This window comes from Undibacterium sp. FW305-107 (assembly GCF_058788535.1).
Map to the genome: position 1 here is coordinate 39,219 of NZ_JBYTAV010000003.1, position 18,864 is coordinate 58,082.

18 protein-coding genes are annotated in these 18,864 nt (G+C 52.7%); 11 read left to right on the forward strand and 7 right to left on the reverse strand.

Going from position 1 to position 18,864, the window contains the following annotated elements:
• Window positions 1-394: 394 nt before the first annotated feature.
• Window positions 395-1,090 carry a hypothetical protein gene (locus tag AC3WQT_RS07330; protein WP_492703188.1) on the reverse strand — a complete coding sequence of 232 codons (696 nt, stop codon included), beginning with the start codon at window positions 1,088-1,090 and terminating at the stop codon, window positions 395-397.
• Between the two features lie 4 nt (window positions 1,091-1,094).
• On the reverse strand, window positions 1,095-2,129 hold the full coding sequence (locus tag AC3WQT_RS07335; protein ID WP_492703190.1) for an NADP-dependent oxidoreductase: 1,035 nt from the start codon (window positions 2,127-2,129) through the stop codon (window positions 1,095-1,097).
• A 119-nt stretch (window positions 2,130-2,248) separates the two neighbouring features.
• On the opposite strand from AC3WQT_RS07335, the gene AC3WQT_RS07340 reads away from it, so the two are divergent.
• The 11 genes from AC3WQT_RS07340 to pcp all read left to right on the forward strand — a co-directional run bounded on the left by AC3WQT_RS07340 (window position 2,249) and on the right by pcp (window position 13,549).
• Complete coding sequence (locus AC3WQT_RS07340; RefSeq protein ID WP_492703191.1) at window positions 2,249-3,190, forward strand: LysR family transcriptional regulator; 942 nt, start codon at window positions 2,249-2,251, stop codon at window positions 3,188-3,190.
• Window positions 3,191-3,355: 165 nt separating this feature from the next.
• Window positions 3,356-4,090, forward strand: a complete 735-nt coding sequence (gene ubiE / locus AC3WQT_RS07345; RefSeq protein WP_492703192.1) for a bifunctional demethylmenaquinone methyltransferase/2-methoxy-6-polyprenyl-1,4-benzoquinol methylase UbiE — start codon at window positions 3,356-3,358, stop codon at window positions 4,088-4,090.
• Window positions 4,091-4,148: 58 nt separating this feature from the next.
• Complete coding sequence (locus AC3WQT_RS07350; RefSeq protein ID WP_492703194.1) at window positions 4,149-5,051, forward strand: Tim44 domain-containing protein; 903 nt, start codon at window positions 4,149-4,151, stop codon at window positions 5,049-5,051.
• A gap of 430 nt (window positions 5,052-5,481) precedes the next feature.
• Complete coding sequence (locus tag AC3WQT_RS07355; protein WP_492703195.1) at window positions 5,482-6,063, forward strand: ubiquinone biosynthesis accessory factor UbiJ; 582 nt, start codon at window positions 5,482-5,484, stop codon at window positions 6,061-6,063.
• On the forward strand, window positions 6,060-7,625 hold the full coding sequence (gene ubiB, locus AC3WQT_RS07360) for a ubiquinone biosynthesis regulatory protein kinase UbiB (protein WP_492703196.1): 1,566 nt from the start codon (window positions 6,060-6,062) through the stop codon (window positions 7,623-7,625). The genes AC3WQT_RS07355 and ubiB overlap by 4 nt, the downstream gene beginning before the upstream one ends.
• 23 nt (window positions 7,626-7,648) lie before the next feature.
• Complete coding sequence (locus tag AC3WQT_RS07365) at window positions 7,649-8,269, forward strand: methyltransferase domain-containing protein (protein ID WP_492703197.1); 621 nt, start codon at window positions 7,649-7,651, stop codon at window positions 8,267-8,269.
• A gap of 299 nt (window positions 8,270-8,568) precedes the next feature.
• Window positions 8,569-9,591: a patatin-like phospholipase family protein gene (locus AC3WQT_RS07370; protein WP_492703199.1), complete on the forward strand. Its 1,023-nt coding sequence runs from the start codon at window positions 8,569-8,571 to the stop codon at window positions 9,589-9,591.
• Between the two features lie 69 nt (window positions 9,592-9,660).
• The gene (gene pssA / locus AC3WQT_RS07375; protein ID WP_492703201.1) at window positions 9,661-11,010 is read left to right on the forward strand and encodes a CDP-diacylglycerol--serine O-phosphatidyltransferase; all 1,350 of its coding nucleotides are present in this window, start codon (window positions 9,661-9,663) and stop codon (window positions 11,008-11,010) included.
• A gap of 143 nt (window positions 11,011-11,153) precedes the next feature.
• Complete coding sequence (locus tag AC3WQT_RS07380) at window positions 11,154-11,897, forward strand: DUF969 domain-containing protein (protein ID WP_492703202.1); 744 nt, start codon at window positions 11,154-11,156, stop codon at window positions 11,895-11,897.
• Window positions 11,894-12,880 (forward strand): DUF979 domain-containing protein, encoded by a 987-nt coding sequence (locus AC3WQT_RS07385; protein ID WP_492703203.1) that lies wholly within the window; start codon window positions 11,894-11,896, stop codon window positions 12,878-12,880. The genes AC3WQT_RS07380 and AC3WQT_RS07385 overlap by 4 nt, the downstream gene beginning before the upstream one ends.
• An 18-nt stretch (window positions 12,881-12,898) precedes the next feature.
• Entirely contained in the window at window positions 12,899-13,549 is a 651-nt protein-coding gene (gene pcp, locus AC3WQT_RS07390) for a pyroglutamyl-peptidase I (RefSeq protein WP_492703204.1), read from the forward strand.
• A 113-nt stretch (window positions 13,550-13,662) separates the two neighbouring features.
• Here the strand turns inward: pcp and AC3WQT_RS07395 are convergent, their stop codons facing one another.
• The 5 genes from AC3WQT_RS07395 to AC3WQT_RS07415 form a co-directional block, all read right to left on the reverse strand.
• Window positions 13,663-13,986, reverse strand: a complete 324-nt coding sequence (locus AC3WQT_RS07395) for a hypothetical protein (protein WP_492703205.1) — start codon at window positions 13,984-13,986, stop codon at window positions 13,663-13,665.
• A 219-nt stretch (window positions 13,987-14,205) separates the two neighbouring features.
• A complete protein-coding gene (locus AC3WQT_RS07400; RefSeq protein WP_492703207.1) occupies window positions 14,206-15,240 on the reverse strand; it encodes a WD40/YVTN/BNR-like repeat-containing protein in 1,035 nt (344 codons plus the stop codon).
• 50 nt (window positions 15,241-15,290) lie between these two features.
• On the reverse strand, window positions 15,291-16,721 hold the full coding sequence (locus AC3WQT_RS07405; protein ID WP_492703209.1) for a DUF4407 domain-containing protein: 1,431 nt from the start codon (window positions 16,719-16,721) through the stop codon (window positions 15,291-15,293).
• A complete protein-coding gene (locus AC3WQT_RS07410; protein ID WP_492703210.1) occupies window positions 16,721-17,491 on the reverse strand; it encodes a LytR/AlgR family response regulator transcription factor in 771 nt (256 codons plus the stop codon). The genes AC3WQT_RS07405 and AC3WQT_RS07410 overlap by 1 nt, the downstream gene beginning before the upstream one ends.
• Complete coding sequence (locus AC3WQT_RS07415; protein ID WP_492703211.1) at window positions 17,484-18,743, reverse strand: sensor histidine kinase; 1,260 nt, start codon at window positions 18,741-18,743, stop codon at window positions 17,484-17,486. The genes AC3WQT_RS07410 and AC3WQT_RS07415 overlap by 8 nt, the downstream gene beginning before the upstream one ends.
• Window positions 18,744-18,864 lie beyond the last annotated feature (121 nt).

Genomic DNA, 18,864 nt, shown 5'->3' on the forward strand with positions numbered 1-18,864 from the left:
ACACTCGGCCTACGATTAACGTATTCCAAAAAAAACGAAGCCATATTTTCGAGTTCAGTTTTTAATTGACCACACACGTTATTTAAGATTGCAGGCCGGTGGTAGACCGGCGGCTACATACCTTTTTGCTTCGCCAAAAAGGTATGCCAAAAGGGCGACCCAGGCGTCGTCGCCCCCTAAAGGGGGTTCCCGTTTGTGCTGTACAAAAAATGGGAAGGCCCGAAACTCGCCTGCGGCTCAAACAGCGGTCCTTCTTAATCCATTTTCTGTACAGCACAAACGGCGCCGACACATGGGAACTGCAAAAATCAAAAGCAACCCCAAGGTCAAACCCAACAGCAACAGCGACGTAAATACCTTCATTAGCAGACTGTGCACATTCAGCTTGGTTTGATTACTCCAAATCCGCCCGATCAAGATAAATCGTCCCCTTCACACCAGTCCGTTTATTCACCTTACCCTGCAATACCTGCAAAAACTCTGCATCACTCACAGCTTGCAATCCCGTTTTCTTCACCACCACATCAGCCATCGCCGCAGTCGCAGGTACACTGATCGCCAGCACATGATCAAAGTCGGGCCTGCTATCAATTTCCTTCAACAGAAAGCGTTGCGTGCCACTGCCTATCTGATGATAAACAGCCTGATTGTTGTTACGCATTTGTGGTGATAGCTGGCGGAAAATCAGGGTCTTTTCCACGACGACAGCCACGTCCTTGTATTCGACCTTGCCACCCTGTTCAAAATGACCAAGCACGATATTGGCCTTGAACTGTTTCAGCGGTGTCTTGCTGTCTGTGGCCAGTCTGGCGATTTCGAATTGTTCTGGTTCCATGGTCCACAAGACGAGTTTTTGTTCCAGTCTGGCTTTGATTGCCGCATCCAGTTTTTGATCGAGGCAGCGTATCTGCAAGACGACCTGATAATCATGTGGTGCATGAAACATGGGCAGGTGTGAGACATACATGCCTTCGCTGTTGCCGAACAGGAGCATGCCGTGTACGCCCCAGGTGGGGCCTTGTTTTTTTTCGGCGTGGGCGCTGAAGATGAAGCAAAAGCCGAGCAGGAATAAGGATAAGAAGCGTTTCATGTGCTTACACCTTCACCAGCAATTTGCCGCGATGTTCGCCTGTGAATAAAGAATTCAGTGCGCTTGGTAATTGCTCAAAACCGTCGATGATGGTTTCTTCAAACACCAGCTCACCTGCCTTGACCCAGGGTGAGACGATGGCCAGCATTTCGTCCATGCGATGCAGGTAATCGCGGGCCAGTATGCCTTGTATGGTGGCGCGCTGGTAGAGCATGTGTTGCAGCAGGCGTGGGCCCATTTCCGGGACGTCGAGGCCGCCGTTGTACTGGCTGATCTGGCCGCAGATAATGATGCGGGCGCGGCGTTTGATGATGGGGATGATGGCATCAGTGACCATGCCGCCTACATTGTCGAAATACACATCGACTCCGCCTGTGAGTTTGAATATCTCCTGGCTCAATGTCTCGTCATTGTTAAACGCTTTGTAATCAATTGCCCAGTCTGCACCAAGCTTGTCTGTCAGCCAGACACATTTTTCTGCGCCACCAGCGATGCCCAGGACTTTGGCACCATGGCGCTTGGCAAATTGCACGACCAGTGAACCAACTGCGCCTGCTGCACCAGATACCACGACCACTTCACCGGCATGCGGCTTACCTGCCTCGGTCAGGCCAAACCAGGCGGTGCGGCCCGGCATGCCGAGTACGCCCAGTGCTGTACTGACGGGGGCGATAGTCGGATCGATCTTGGTCAGGGCGCTGACGTGTATGCGCGCATGGCTTTGCCAGCCTGTCATGCCAAATACCCAGTCACCTTGCTTGAGGCTGGCGGCATTCGAGGCCAGCACCTGGCCGACTACCCCGGCGGCCTGCACGGTATTGAGTGGATGCGGTTCCGGGTTATACGTGGGTTTGGACGACTGGTTAATGCGCATATAGGGGTCTACGCTGATATAGCGGGCAGCCATCAATACCTCGTCGCGGTCCAGGGCAGTATCCAGAGGCTGGCTGCGCAGTTCATAGTGTTCATCGCTGACTATGCCTGTGGGATGGCGGCTGTATATCCATTGCTGGTGAATTACATTTTCAGTATTGGTCATGGTCAGATTTGATCAGGGAAGGAGATGCTTGCATATTAATTCTGATAAAATGTCTCGTAAAGCAATATAAATTCACTTTTGATGTCCAAATTGGAAATTTAGGAAAAAACTTAAACAAGATGAACCTGATAGACCTGAAAATCTTTGCCTGCGTAGCCAGGCAGCCATCGTTGGGAGCAGCGGCGCAGGAATTGCACTTGACACCATCGGCGGTGTCGAAAGCCTTGCGCAGGCTCGAAGGCGATCTGGATACGGTCTTGTTTGATCGTTCTGCCAAGCAACTGAGCCTGAATGCCAGTGGCCAGCGCATGCTGGAATTTGCCCGTAATATGCTGGCAATGGCAGATCAGGCCAAAGCAGATGTCAGTGGTGAGCAAGCCAGTGTCAGTTGCCGTGTTGCCGGGCCAGCCATCTTGCTGTGGCGCCATGCAGAACAGTTCAGGCAAGCCATGGCTGCTTACCCTGAGGCAGAAATACACCTGTCCAGCATGTATGAAGACGATGCCCTGGCTGCGCTGGAGCGTGGCGAGGTCAACAATGCACTGGTGACCAGTGAGGTCTTGCATGGGCGTGGTGGACATTGGTCGGCAGACTGGGTCAGCACCCCCTTGGGGGCCTTGCATCTGCAATTGCTGGCTGGCTTGCAACATCCATTGGTGGCCCAGGGACTGTCTTGTGTGGATACTCTGGGTAATAATGCCAGCTTGCAGATAAGTAGCCAGCAAGTACTGCAATATGATTTTGTCAGCCCTTCGCGCTCATTATTTTGCGGCAAGTCACGTGGCAATTTGTCAGATGGCTGGCGCGATGACCAGTTACCACGCAAAATACGTTACTGGATAGATGATTTGCAATTATTGCTGTCCATGGTCAAATCGGGGCAGGCACTGGCTTATCTGCCGGATTTTGCCCTGGCAGATACAGAATTGCGCAGGCTGGAGGTCAGTGACTGCGGTTTTCAATGCAGTGAAGAAGTTCATCTTGTCTGGAACGCGAGAAATGCAGCACGATGGCAAACGGAACTAGCCAGTGCGCTGACCAAGCATGCAGAAGTCATTTGATTTTGTCAGAGACGCACAGGATGAAGCAAAGAATTAGGCAGGGATTGTAGCCGCGAATAGGCTACAATCCGTTACATAGCAAATTTGGCAGGGGCGGGGCAAGATTCCCGTGCAGTGAGGGTAAATTGACGAACCTGCCCTTTTGGTAAAGATAAGGCTAAGAAAATGAGTAATACCACCCATTTTGGTTATACCACCGTAGAAGAAGATCAAAAAGTCCATAAGGTTGCCGAAGTATTTCATTCTGTCGCCGCCAAATATGATGTCATGAATGACATGATGTCGGCTGGTTTGCACAGGGTCTGGAAGATTTTCACGGTCGCTCAGGCCGGTGTGCGCCCCGGCTTCAAGGTGCTCGATATTGCTGGTGGTACGGGTGATCTGACCAAGGAATTTGTACGTCAGGCGGGCAAGACGGGTGAGGTATGGCATACCGATATTAACGAGTCCATGCTCAGGGTAGGGCGAGACCGCCTCTTGAATAAGGGGCTGATCACCCCCACCTTGCTATGCGACGCAGAAAAATTACCCTTCCAGGATAATTACTTTGACAGAGTGACCGTGGCGTTTGGTTTGCGCAACATGACACACAAGGATCAGGCACTGGCAGAAATGCAGCGTGTACTGAAGCCAGGTGGCAAATTGCTGGTGCTGGAATTTTCCAAAGTACCGGAAATCCTGCAAAAACCTTATGATCTGTATTCTTTCAAGGTCTTGCCCTGGATGGGGCAAAAGATAGCTGGCGATGCTGACAGCTATAAGTATCTGGCTGAATCCATACGCATGCATCCCGATCAGGAAACCCTGAAAACGATGATGGAAACGGCAGGGCTGGAAAGTGTGCAATATTTTAATTTGACGGCAGGTGTGGCCGCTTTGCACACTGGCATTAAGTTGTGAAGCAATAAGTACAGTAAGAAGTCTGAAGTAATAAAACCTTGAAACAAACAGGAGTCGAATGATGAAAAAATTTCTGATCGCCATGCTGGTCGTAGCAAGTACGATGGCAATGACTGTTTCTGACGCAGAAGCCAAGCGTCTTGGCGGCGGCGGCTCTATAGGTCGTCAGTCCAATAATGTGTCGCGCCAGGCTACGCCGCCGTCACCAGCTAATGCTGCCAAACCAGCTGCGGCACCTGCTGCCGGTGCACCTGCAGTGGCACCGCCTAAACCAGGTATCCCATGGAAGGGTATTGCCGGTGGTTTGATCGGTGGCGCCTTGCTGGGTGCAGCCTTGTCCCATCTGGGACTGGGTGGTGCAGCTGCCAGCATGTTGGGTAGTTTGCTGACTTTTGCCCTGATCGGCTTCGCAATTTTCTTTGTGATCCGCCTGTTCCGTCGCAAAAATGGGCAAGAAGGTGGCATGGCTCCCGGCTTTAATCAGCCAGCCTTTGCTGGCGTACCACCAGTGACACCGCAACCTATGGCTTTCCAGAACAATGCGCCGGTTTCTACAGGCAACAATGCTGACACCACTGCCAACTGGACTATTCCGGCTGACTTTGATGTGCCAGGTTTCCTGCGCAATGCAAAAAGTTATTTCATCCGCTTGCAAGCAGCATGGGACAAAGCCGACGTCAATGATTTGCGCGAATTCACTTCAGCAGAAATGTATGCTGAACTGAAATTGCAAATTCAGGAACGTGGCGCAACTTCCAATGTCACTGATGTTGTGACCCTGAATGCAGATTTGCTGGGTGTGGAAACCGTAGGCGCTGATTATCTGGCCAGCATCAAGTTTACTGGCATGATCAAGGAAGCAGCAAATGCGCCAGCAGAAGCTTTCAACGAAGTCTGGAATTTGTCCAAACCGGTCAATGGTCAGGGTGGTTGGGTACTGGCAGGTATTCAACAAATGTAATTAAAAGGACTCACGCAAAACCGCTCCAGCGGCGTTACAGCGCCTAGCCGTACGAAGTACTGTCGTCGTCGCTGTAACATTGCTGGAACAATTTTGCTAGTGGATTGTAATAGTGAAAGCGGAAGTGAAGGACATGCGCCCGGCGAACCAGGGCAAGGCGAAAAACACAGCGATAGCGGGGCTATCGCGAGTATTTGCAACGCAGCCATGGTTGGCGCGCGCATGGCAGGCACTTCGCTTTTCACTATTACAGTTCACTAAAGTCCTTAAAGTTTGATACGTCGCAGGTATGTCTATTGCGATAAGCTGTTAAACTGGAAGCCGCCCCGCAAAATGCTGGGCGGTTTTTTTATTTGCACGATTTTTGCACGATATATCTGGTTGCCATTTCTGAGTTGACCAGATGGTTTGCAATTGCCCTGATTTGAACATGATCCCCATCGCACCCTTCGTAACTTTTATCAATCATCTGCTGGCACAAGAGAGCTGGGCTAAAAACAAGCTCTTGTCACATGCCGGCAAAATTGCCTGCATAGATTTGCAAACCATGCAGTTGCGCCTCAAAGTTGCGCCAGATGGCTTGCTGGAAGGCGCAACGGCCGACGAACTGGCGCAAGTCACGATCTACGTCAAACTCAGTGATTTGCCATTGATAGCGCAAAACCGTGAGCGCGCTTTTTCTTATGTGAAGATAGAAGGGGATGCAGATTTCGCTAATACCATTTCCAATCTCAGCCAGAATCTGCGCTGGGAAGCTGAAGAGGACTTGAGCAAGCTGTTTGGTGACGTGGCTGCAGTGCGCATGGTTGGCTTTGCAAAAGCTCTGCACCAGACAGTGCTGGAAACACATCAAAAAATCCAGGAAAATCTGGCAGAATATTTTTTAGAAGAAAATCCCATGCTGGTCAGACCCCAGGCCGTGCAGGGCTTTAGTACCGAAGTCAACAAGACGCGGGATGATGTCGAGCGTCTTATCAAGCGCATCGAAAAACTGGAAAGGATGCGCGGATGATATTGAAGTTTCTCAGACTGGCGAAAATCATGCGTATCGCCATCAAATATGGCATCGATGAAATCGCAATTTCAGGTCTGTCCGTGCCACGCACTGCGCGCCTGATTGATACCGTCATATTCTGGCGTGATATCTCGGCGCCACGTGGTGAGCGCCTGCGCAAGGCGCTGGAAGAACTGGGGCCCATCTTCGTCAAGTTTGGCCAGGTATTATCAACCCGGCGCGACCTCATGCCGCCAGACATTGCCGATGAACTGGCACACCTGCAAGACCGCGTCCCCTCATTCGACCCTGATCTGGCGATAGCCCAAATCAAAAAGTCCCTGGGCTCGCATCCTGACCAGTTGTTTGCCAGTTTTGAGCGTGTGCCCGTCGCTTCTGCTTCTATTGCCCAGGTGCATTTCGCTACATTGAAAGATGGCCGCGAAGTCGCCGTCAAGGTGCTGCGTCCTGGCATGAAAGAAGCTATTGATGATGACGTGGCCCTCATGCAAATTGCCGCAGGCTGGCTGGAAGCCTTGTGGGCAGACGGCAAACGCCTCAAAGCCAAAGAAGTCGTGGCCGAGTTTGACAAGTATCTGCATGATGAACTTGACCTCATGCGCGAAGCTGCCAATGGCAGCCAGTTGCGCCGCAATTTTGCAGATTCGGATTTGCTGCTGGTGCCAGAGATGTATTGGGATTATTGCTCGTCCTCGGTCATCGTCATGGAACGCATGCAGGGCATACCGATTTCGCAATTGGATAAATTGCGCGAAGCCGGAGTTGATTTGCAAAAGCTGTCACGCGATGGCGTGACCATCTTTTTTACCCAGGTGTTTCGCGATGGCTTTTTCCATGCTGATATGCACCCCGGTAATATCCTGGTATCAACCGCGCCAGCGACGCTAGGCCGTTATATTGCCCTGGATTTTGGTATCGTCGGTACCCTGAACGACTTCGACAAGGATTATCTGTCGCAAAACTTTCTGGCTTTCTTCCAGCGCGACTACAAGCGCGTGGCTGAGGCGCATATAGAATCGGGCTGGGCACCTAAAGAGACGCGCGTCGATGAACTTGAGGCGGCAGTGCGCGCCTGTTGTGAACCCATCTTTGACCGCCCTTTGAAAGACATTTCTTTTGGCCAGGTCTTGCTGCGCCTGTTCCAGACTTCTCGCCGCTTTAATGTGGAGGTGCAGCCACAACTGGTGCTGCTGCAAAAAACCTTGTTGAATATCGAAGGCCTGGGCCGTCAGCTAGACCCAGATCTGGATTTGTGGAAAACCGCCAAACCTTATCTGGAACGCTGGATGAGCGAACAGGTAGGCTGGCGCGGTCTGCTGGACAAACTCAAGGACGAAGCACCACGCTACAGTCATATCTTCCCACAATTGCCACGCCTTGCGCACCAGGCTTTGACGCGAGCAGCCGAGCCCAGACAAAGCGATGACATGCTGATGGCGCTGTTGTCAGAGCAAAGACGCACCAACCGCTTGTTGCGCACTATCGTGTATTTTGGTGCAGGCTTGTTCTCTGGTGTCGTGGTGGCGCAATTGCTGCTGCATTTTTATTTTAAAGTCTGACGCATATAATTTGAAACACTGGCATGGCTGACTTCCTGAACCGTGATCCACGCAATCCGCAATTCTGGGACGAGCGTTTTGAGAGAAACTTCACACCTTGGGATAAGGGTAATGTCCCGACGGAATTGCAAGCCTTTATGCACGCAATGTCGCAGGCTGCGCCGCAAGCATTGAATACGCTCATCCCCGGTTGCGGCAATGGCTATGAAGCCGCTTTTATGGCACAGGCAGGCTGGCCAGTTGTGGCTATCGATTTTTCGCCTGCTGCCGTGCGCAGCGCGCAGGCTGCGATAGGTGAATGGGGCAAGCATGTTATTGAGGCAGATTTTTTTTCCTACACTCCAGAGCAACCGCTGGACCTGATTTATGAGCGCGCCTTCTTTTGCGCCCTGCCTCCTGAGATGCGGGCAGATATCGTCAAACGCTGGGCGGCATTGTTGCCAGCAAGTGCTTTGCTGGCCGGGTATTTTTTCTTTGATGACGCGCCAGATGCATCGCTCAAAGGGCCGCCGTTTACCATACACAGCGCCGCATTTCGTGAATTGATGTTGCCGTATTTTGTCTTGCTCGAAGAGCGCGCTGTCAGTGACTCCATCCCCGTGTTTGCGGGTAAGGAGCGGTGGCAGGTTTGGCGGCGGTTGTAGGCTTGTAGGTTGGGCTACGGTTTACCAGCCCAACACTGTGCCTCTGCAAACGTATATCTTATTTAAACGCCGAGTGTTGGTTGGTGAATGACCTTAAAAAAACGTCTATGTTATTTACTCGCCCAGTGTTGGGCTGGTGAAACGTAGCCCAACCTACGACGTTAATTAGGCCTGGCCCAACAGCGATCTCTCACAGGCACACCCCTTGCTTGCTACTCCTTCACACTGACCACGTCATAAGCCGGTCACCTCCGTGCTTCACTCTCCCTCATGGCCTACGCCTCTTGAAAGGGAACAGAATGAACAAAACAGTCACACTGGCATTGCAAGGTGGTGGTTCGCATGGCGCACTGACTTGGGGCGTACTGGATCGCCTGCTCGAAGATGGTCGTGTCAGCATAGAGGCAATCAGCGGTTCCAGTGCGGGTGCCATGAACGCGGTGGCATTGGCACACGGCTACCTTGAGGGTGGGGCAGATGGTGCCCGGCAGGCGCTGAAAAATTTCTGGAATAGCGTCGCCAGCAATTCTCCCTTCAGCCAGCCTGTTGATGAGCATGCGTTGACGGCTGATATCGCTGCGCAATCAGAATTACCTGCAGCAATGAAGCATTTGTTTTCCTGGACACGTTTCTTTTCACCGAGCCAGCTCAATCCTTTTGACATCAATCCCTTGCGCGATATCCTGACGGCGCAGATAGATTTCCAACGATTACGTGAGCAACCGGGCATAGAACTTTTTGTTGCTACTACGCAAGTCAGTACCGGTACATTGAAGCTGTTCCGCAACCGCCAGATGAGCCTGGATGTCTTGTTGGCTTCTGCCTGCTTGCCTATGATACACAGGGCTGTCGAGATCGATGGTGAGGCATACTGGGATGGCGGTTTGACCGCGAATCCTCCTTTATTCCCGCTGGTGCATAAATGTGCTGCCCGCGACATTATCGCCATCTTGCTGCATGCCTTGCCCAGGACGCAAGTGCCTGCTTCAGCCAATGAAATCTGGCACCGTCTGACCGAGATGGGTTTCAGTTCCACCTTTCATACTGAATTGCAGGGCCTGTTGCTGGCCAAGCGCGAAGCTGACCGTGGCTGGCTGACCTGGGGAAGGCTGGAACGTCGCTTGCGCAAGTTGAACCTGCATGTCATTGCCGCACCTGAACTCATGAGCCAGTTGAGCAGCCACAGTAAGATGAATGCGCAGGCAACATTTTTGCATAGCCTGCATGCAGAGGGGCGTGCCCGTGCGCAAGTCTGGCTGGATCAGCATTTTGAGCAAGTGGGTCACGCATCCAGCTTCAGGATGGCACATCTATTTCGCTAGCGATGTTTTTGACACTAGTGTTACCATCATCAGGTTTTCACTGGCATCCTTAGACATTTATAGACAGACATGCGCCTCTTCAAGTCCGCTTCCGACCTTACGCATTTAAACGGCATTCCGCTACAGGCAGATGCCGTCCAGACGCTGCTTAGCGCAGCAGACTACCGCACGACCTTGCTGGCAAAAATTGCTGCTGCCAGGCACAGGATTTATTTGTGCAGCCTGTATCTGCAAAATGATGAAGCTGGCGCAGAAGTCCTGCAGGCCTTATATGACGCCAAAGCCGCCCGCCCCGAACTCGATATTGCCGTCATGGTGGACTGGCACCGGGCACAAAGAGGTTTGATTGGTGCGGCAAAAAGCGGTGGCAATGCAGCCTGGTATCAAGAGATCAGCAAGGCCAATGCCTATACCGTGCCCCTGTATGGCATACCAGTACAGACGCGTGAATTGTTTGGCGTGCTGCATTTGAAAGGCTTTGTCATTGATGATGAAGTCATCTACAGCGGTGCCAGTCTGAACAATGTCTACCTGCATAAGCAAGACAAATACCGCCATGACCGCTACCTGTTGATACACAATAAAGTGCTGGCCAACAGTATGGTGCAATTCATCCGTGAGCACTTGCTGTCAGCCGCTGCCGTGCACAGGCTGGACATGCCGCAGATACCCGCAACCCGCAGCATACGGCGTGAAATCAAGCAATTCAGAAGCCGGTTGAAAAGTGCCCGCTATGACTGCAATGTGACCGAGCAAGAGCATGACAGGCATGGCCTGAGCGTGACGCCGCTGGTGGGCGTGGGTAAAAACAATCCTTTGAATAAAGTCATCTGCCAGCTGCTGGCCGCCGGCAAGACACAGATCACCATCTGCACGCCTTATTTTAATTTTCCGCTGGCTGTCACGCGTGAAATCAACCGCGCCCTGAAGCGTGGCGTGCGTATCTGCATCATCGTTGGCGACAAGACTGCCAATGATTTCTTTATCTCACCAGCAGAACCTTTCAAGGTTATTGCGGCCTTGCCCTATCTGTATGAAGTCAATCTGCGCCGCTTTGCCAAATCCCATCAGGCAGAAATCAGCAGCCAGCAATTGCAATTGCGCCTGTGGAAGGATGATGACAATACCTATCACCTTAAAGGCATGTGGATAGACCAGGATTATGCGCTCATGACAGGCAATAACCTGAACCCGCGTGCCTTTCGCCTTGATCTGGAAAACGCCTTGCTGATCCATGATCCGCAACATCAATTGCAACAGCAAAGACAGGTTGAGTTGAGCAGCATCATGGAGAAAACGACCGTCATTTCACATTACCGTGAGCTGGAAAAGAATACGGATTATCCTGATCCTGTGCGCAAGTTATTGGGGCGACTTAGTGGCACGCGGCTGGACAGGTTGGCTTACAGGGTTTTGTAGAAAAAATTATTTCAAGGTTTGCGCCGGGCTATATTGTTCTCGTCTGTGACATCTCAGTGTCTCTGTGTTGAGAGGTCTTAGCGGTTTTTACCAGGAGCATATGTTCGGCCAGGCACTATAGAAAAAACAAAACAGGAGACCGCATGAACCTGGCATTACTACTGCCCCTGATAGGCATCCCCCTGGTTGTCATCGGCTTTGCCCTGCGCTTTAACCCCTTGCTGGTCGTCACCATCGCGGGACTCGGCACAGGCTTCGCCGTCGGCATGGATTTCATTAGCCTGCTCGAAACCTTCGGTGAAAAATTCCTCAATAGCAGGCAACTCACGAGTTCATTATTGATTTTGCCCATCATAGGCCTGCTTGAACACTATGGCTTGCGTGAACGTGCCCAGCAATGGGTAGCGAGCATACGTAGTGCAACTACTGGCCGTATCCTGATGCTGTATTTCGTCGTACGTGAAGCCAGTGCCGCCATGGGTTTGCTGAGCCTGGGCGGGCAGGCGCAAACTGTGCGGCCTTTGCTGTCACCTATGGCCGAAGGTGCCGCCAGCAATTTGCATGGTGACCTGCCACCTGCGATACGTGACCGCATCGCTGCCCATGCCGCGGCCTGTGACAATGTCGCGCTGTTCTTTGGGGAAGATATCTTCATCGCCTTTGGTGCTGTGCTGCTGATGACTGCCTTCCTCAAGGAAAACGGCATCGCTGGTGTGGAGCCGCTGGCGATAGGTATCTGGGGCATACCAACCGCGCTGTGCGCCTTGCTGATACACCTGTTCCGCCTGTCACGGCTGGATGCCAGTATTGCGAAAGACATTGCGGCCTGGCGGAAGAGTAATCAAGCCAGTCAGACAGAGCAGACAAATGCGGTGGTGAACGCATGAACAGCCTGGTCAGTATCAATCTGGTGCTTTACCTCATTGGCATCATCGTCATGCTGGTGGCTTTCATGACGCTGCGTGATACCAGTAACCCGCGCCGTATCACCACGGCCTTGTTCTGGTTACTGTTCGGTTTCAGTTTTTTGTTTGGTGACCTTATGCTGGCAACGCTGGGCAAGCCGCTGACTTACCGTATCGTTGGCATCACAGTCTTGTTGATGGCTGCGCTGGCAGGAGCGAATTTGCTGGGTATGGGCAGGCACGTGGATCACGACAGGCCGGCGCGTCTGCAAATCGCCAGCGAGCTCGGCAACCGTATCTTCATCCCGGCGCTGACCATCCCCATCGTTACCGTCATATTGACCGTCGTGGTCAAAGACTTTCAATTTGGTGGCTGGTTTTTGCTGGACCAAAAGAACCTGACTCTGACTGCACTATGCATAGCATGTATCTGCGCGCTGGGCCTGGCTTGTCTGTACACCCGTGGCACGCCTATGCAAGCCGTACGTGAGTCGCGACGCCTGGTGGACGCGATAGGCTGGGCGCTGATCCTGCCGCAGATGCTGGCCATGCTGGGTGGTGTGTTTGTCGCGGCCAAGACCGGGCAATCAATACAGGACATCGTCAAACTCTTCATCAACCCTGACAGCCGCATGACCCTCATTATCATGTATTGCATAGGCATGGCTTTGTTCACCATGATCATGGGCAATGCTTTTGCGGCTTTCCCTGTCATGACTGCCGGTATCGCCCTGCCATTCCTGATCAACCAGCACCATGCCAACCCGGCTGCACTGGTGGCGATAGGCATGTTCTCTGGTTATTGCGGCACACTGATGACACCGATGGCGGCCAACTTCAATATCGTGCCAGCCGCCTTATTGGAGTTGCAAGATAAGTATCAAGTGATTAAAGTGCAGGTACCGACAGCGTTGCTGGTGCTGACCTGCAATATTCTGTTGATACATTTCTTTGTCTTTCCCTGAGCGGGCCTGGAGGCTGGCATGAAACGCATTTTACTGACGGGATTTGATCCCTTTGGCGGCGAGCAAAGCAATCCCTCCTGGGAAGTGGTGCGCAGGCTGGATGGCTTGCTCATTGGGGACAATCACCAGATCGTCAGCACCCGACTGCCCTGCGAATTTACAAATTCATTGCATATGCTGGAAGAAGTACTCAGACAACATAAGCCCGCCATCGTGATTTGCTTGGGCCAGGCAGGTGGCCGCGCCGACATCAGCCTCGAACGCATCGCCATTAATGTCGATGATGCCCGCATACCCGACAATGTCGGCGTGCAACCTGTGGACGTGCCCGTCATAGACGGCGGCCCTGCTGCCTATTTCACCAGCCTGCCGATCAAGGCAATAGCGCAGGAATTGCACCTGAGCGGTATACCCGCATCGATATCACAGACTGCCGGTACCTTTGTCTGCAACCATGTGTTTTACGGCCTCATGCATATGGCATCCAGGATGGATAGCATACAAAGAGCAGGCTTCATTCACATTCCCTATTTGCCGGAACAGGCAGTCGCCCATGCAGGTGCTGCCAGCATGCCGCTGGATATGCTGAAAACAGCGATTTTGAAAGTGCTGGAAAGTGTATTGAAAACGGACAAGGATTTGCGTATCGCTGGTGGGGCGACACATTAGGCAAATTAGGCAGGAGGGCTTACGCGAAGCTCCAACTGCGTTGCAGCGTCGCGTTTTTTTGCATGGTGCTGAATGAAGATCATGATGCCGGAGTTAATACTAACGGCGATACCTTAGCGCAGTTTCGGCATGTCAGACTGTTTGCCCGGCAAACCTTCGGCTTCCAGATGCTTGTCGGCTTCACTGTCAACGCACAATTGCGTGTCATTGACAGCCTTGTTTTTGGACTTGGCCGTAGCGTCAGTCTTGTCTGCGGGCAAGTTTTTTTCCATTTTTTTGACCAGTACTTCAGCCGCAGGTGCGTAGGGGCGGAAGTAGGATATCAATTGGGCATCCAGATTGGATACTGCCAAAGGTGCGGCACTGGCGACCAGCATGGTACCCAGCGCGCAGCTGACAAGTCCCAGTTTGACCAGCAAGTTCAGTCTCGTTTTCATTTTTTTATTCCTTTTTACGACAACGCAGCTGTTACAGAACGACAGTCTGGCAATGCTAATTGCAAAGAACGTGCCAGAGTATAAAATTGCTACCAATATCTATGTCACCAGTTGCAGCGTACGGGTATCTGTTGCAAAGTCGCCAGCAAACTGTCCGCTGTTGCACACCCAGCCGGACACATCGGACACTCCGGACACTTTGATGTTTATCGATGAGTGTTATTTTGACACATAATTAAATTTCATGAGCAAGCCTTTTGGTCCGACTGCCCAGCCGCTTTTGGCATTGGCAAAGGCCACGGTATTAACCGGGGTTTTATCCAGTACTTTCCAGGTTTTGCCCGCGTCATGTGAGATACCCGAACCCGCCAGGCCTGCTGCGACATAGGTTTTTGCTGCACCCGGCACGGTGGTAACGACAGACATGAAGCCTTGCGGTAATACCTGGGCTGGCTGCCAGGTCTGGCCACCGTCTTCGGTGCGTACACCGTTGAGGCTGTTGAGCTGCGGTAGTTTGTAATCGCCACCTACTGCCATGCCATTTTTTTCATCCAGGAAAGCGACCGAGAACGCGCCCTTGCTGGCCGCTGCTGCAGGCAGGGGCAGGATTGCAGCCGACCAACTGATGCCGCCATCTGTACTGGCAAAGGCACGTGCCTGACTGGCACCGCCAGTGACTATCCAGGCATGCTGGTTGCCATAGGTGGCAACACAGGTGCCGCTGGCAGCAAACGCGCCTTCATTGGGTAGTGCGGTCAAACCGGGGTGTTTGTTTTCCTGCCAGTTCAGGCCGCCATCCGTCGTCACCAGGATCTGGAATTGGCCTTCGACGGGGTCGCCAAACAGCATACCCTGTCTGGCGTCAGAAAATGAGATCGCATCCCAGAAGCCGGTCTTGGCTTCATTGGTTTTCAGCAATTGCCAGCTGGCACCACCATCCCGGGTTTCATACAGGCGTGACAGGGCACCCGGCCCGGCACTCATGATAATCGCGTGCTTGGCATCAAAGGCATGGATGTCACGGAAGTCCAGGCCTTCTGCGCCTGCTACCTCTATCACCTGCCAGCGTTCACCATCGACAGTACGCAAAACCGTGGCCTTGGCACCACTGGCCCAGGCGATCTTGGGGCTGACGACAGACAGACCACGTAATTCAACCTCAGTGCCACTGGTTTGTGGCACCCAGGCGTCGGCAGCATTGGCCGCATTGAATACACTGAACAGGATTGCAACGCTGATACGAGCAAGTTTCATGAGGATATGAACCAGGAATAATCGTGCTGCTATTGTAATCCTTGCATTCCTTATTTATTCGTCAGCAAGCGTAAAAAATTCGCATTCATGGTGTTCAGGGTTTCTTGCAACAAAGACCGCAAACCAGATGAGGCGTTGCTGGAACTGATGCTGGAACTAAGTTCGGCCTGTTGCTCCAGTTGCTGCATTCGCCTGATGGTTGCGAGTGCAGCTGCACTGATGCCATCGTCTGCCTGCAGTGCAGCACGTTCGCCTTTGATTGCCGTCATCTCGCGCAATTGCCCGACTTCAATTTGTGCCTGACGCAAGGTGAAGTTGCTGCTGATGTCGAACTTGAGCAAATGTTCATCTGCATTCAGCCGCGCATCGACATCGGTATGGCTGGTGAACTTGACGACGATGGCAACCAGTTCTATCGTCAAAAACCATAGCAACCACCAGATGAATTGCAGGCGCCTGTGCATGTCGTTTTGCAGCATGTCCCAGGTGGCTGCGAAGTCGGCAGCAAAACCTGCATGGGATGCTGCCTGTATATGCTCAGTCTGGATTTTTTCCAGCGCTTGCGCATCTGCCCTGGCTTTGCTGGCGATGGCATTTGCCTCATGACGTTCTTCTGCCACTTGCGCTTTCTCTGCCAGTTTCTCTTTGCGCCAGGCGATCAGGGTTGTGTTGATGTCTTGCTCTTGCCGCAAACACCTGGCTTTGGCAGCGTTGATGCGGTTTTGTGCTGCGCTGATTTTCTGTTCCAGCAAAATAGCTTCTGCAGGCAAGGCTACAGTCATGGCCTTGCGCCAGTTGGCGATCTGACCATTGGCGCGGCGCTCCTCTATTTTTGCCTGCTCACGCAGAGTCTGCAATTGCTGGCGCATCTCTGCCATTTGCGGTGGCTCGCTGTGCAGTTTGTCTTCTGCCTTTTGCAGTTTGTCATCCAGCGCTGCCACATCCTGTTGAAGCGTGGGCAAGCCAGTTGCCAGCTGCGCGCTTTGCAGGTTTTGGATCAGGCGGGTGCGTTCCAGTTCACCGGTTTTCACCGTGATCTCGGCACGGTTGCTGTCGACAAAAAAAGGATAGACCATGGTAATCGCAGACAGCAAGGCCAGCAGGCTGCGCCAGAACAGGCCCATACTCTTGGCCCGCCAACTGGCATCCGATTGTATCGACATGATCATCTGTCTTTCCAGACACCACTGGAATACCGCCCACAAACAACCAGCAATAATGGCACCGGTACTGCTGACATTCACCATGCTGGCCAGCATATGCGCCATGCCATAACCGGCAAACAGGGCAAAGAAAATGACCAGCGCACCTATGCCAAAATACTTGTGGCGGCCACGTGCATACAGATAATTGCCATTGCTGTCCTGCGCATCCAGCACTTTGAGGCTGACTGCTGCTGACAACGCCAGCAGGGACTTGCTTGCGTGTATCAATGCGTGCACCAGTGCCTGCATAAAGACCCGACTATTGAAATTGCGCATCACATATTCCTGAACAAGACCATGAAGGGTTGGCTGACGCTCAGCGTCTCCGGTCTGGTCTTGAGTTTGACCAGACCCTTGCCACTATCCTCGCGGCTGATCGAGGCAATCGCACGCAGGTTGACTATGGTGGAGCGGTGTATCTGTTTGAACATGCTGTTGTCCAGCACCTGCAGCAAATCGCGTATCGGTTTGCGCAGCAGGGACTCACCCTCGGCTGTCATGACCACGGTGTATTTGCTGTCAGCCTGGAAGTAGGCAATATCGTCGACCATGATGAGCCGGGTTTCATTGCCCACGCTGGCGGTGATCCACACCAGCGGTGCAGGCTTGGGCATGTCTGCCGGGCCACCACTGAGCTGGCGCACCAGTGTGCTGATGGCCTGCAAATCAGCCGTGCCGGTCAGTGCACGCATTTGCAGACGCTTGACGGTGGCCAGCAATCTGTCCTGGGTAATCGGTTTCAGCAGGTAATCGACTGCGCCTTTTTCAAAGGCATCAATCGCATACTGGTTATAGGCAGTGACGAACACGATCTGGCTTTGCGGGCTGACTTCTGTCATGGCGGCGGCCACTTCCAACCCGCTCAAACCCGGCATGCGTATATCGAGAAATACCACATCTGGCTGATGCGTGGCGATCGCTTCCAGCGCACTGCCACCATCATCGCAGGCAGCAGCAATTTCCAGATCCGGCCAGGCCATGCTCAGTTGCTGCAACAAGGCTTCACGCAGCAGGCTCTCGTCTTCGGCAACGACACACTTAGGCATGTTGTTCTCCCTTGGCAGTGACAGTTACAGCAGGTACGGTGATCGTGGCTGCAACGCCGCTGGGGAAGTTACCGACCAGCACAAAACTCGCCGCATTGCCATGTGCCAGACGCAGGCGTTCACGCACATTCTTCAGGCCTATGCCGGTACCGCCAATTTCTGTCCCCAAACCATTGCCGTCATCAGCTACAGTGACAGCGACATTCCCTTCATGCTGTCTGGCGATGATCCATATTGTGCCGCCACCGGTCTTGGGTTCCAGGCCATGCTTGATGGCGTTTTCCACCAGGGTTTGCAACATCATCATGGGGAAGGGCAGGGTTTTCAATTCTGCCGGTACCTGGATTTGTATATTGAGACGTGTGCCCATGCGTATCTTCATGATGTCAAGATAGGCGATGGATCTCTCCAGTTCTTCCCCTATGGTTGAGGCCGTATCTTCAGTACGGGGCAGGGAGTGACGCAAGTAAGTGATCAGATTGCCCAGCATCTGATCAGCCGCTGCTGGATCAGCCCGCGTCAATAATTGTGCACTGGCCAGGGTGTTGTACAGGAAGTGCGGTTCTACCTGGGCATGCAGCAAGTTGAGTTTGGCTACCGTCAATTCTTTTTCAGTCACAGATTGGGCCGCGCTGGCTTTTTCCTTGCGTCTGCGTTCTGCAATGCGGCGGGTAATGGCGCGGGTGATGGCTTCGGCATTTTCCAGATTGGTTCCATTATCGACGAGGAAAAAATCCGTCCACGCCGGGCGCTCAGGTTCACAAATCAAGGTCAGGCTGCCTACGCCATCGCCGGGTGTGATGGTAGCGAGAATCTGGTTGCGTTTGGTCGTCAGAAAATCCAGCACCTTCAGCTCGTCAATGAAGTTGGCCTGGTAAGGGTCTATGCGCTTGATCTTGGCACGTATCTGCAGGCTGTCTCTGGCGCTCTCGGTATCTTCCGCACCTGGCAATTCGCGGATGGCGGCATCGACCAGCTCGAAAGCTTCGCTGGCTTCCAGCGGGATTTCTATCTGGCGGCGCTGGCGGTTGGCCAGCGTGCTGGTGTCCACCTTGCTGGCAATCAGGCGTACCCGGCGCACGTGCGAAAAGCTGATGCCCATGACCAGCACGACGAGGCTGAGAGGTATGAGGATAAATTCACCCGGCATGCGGTTCCTGAAAATGCCATTCACGATCAATATCGTCGTGAACATGATCAGCGCACTCCAGCCAAAACTGGCACGTAAGATAAACCAGATAGTCGTGAACATTGTTATTTCCTTCTTATTTGCGATTGCTGCCAAGAATAATTGCCTGCGCGGCTTTCGTCTCGCATTTTCCGACGAAAGCAAAAAAAATCTGATGAATACGGGAAACATGGGATCAAAACCT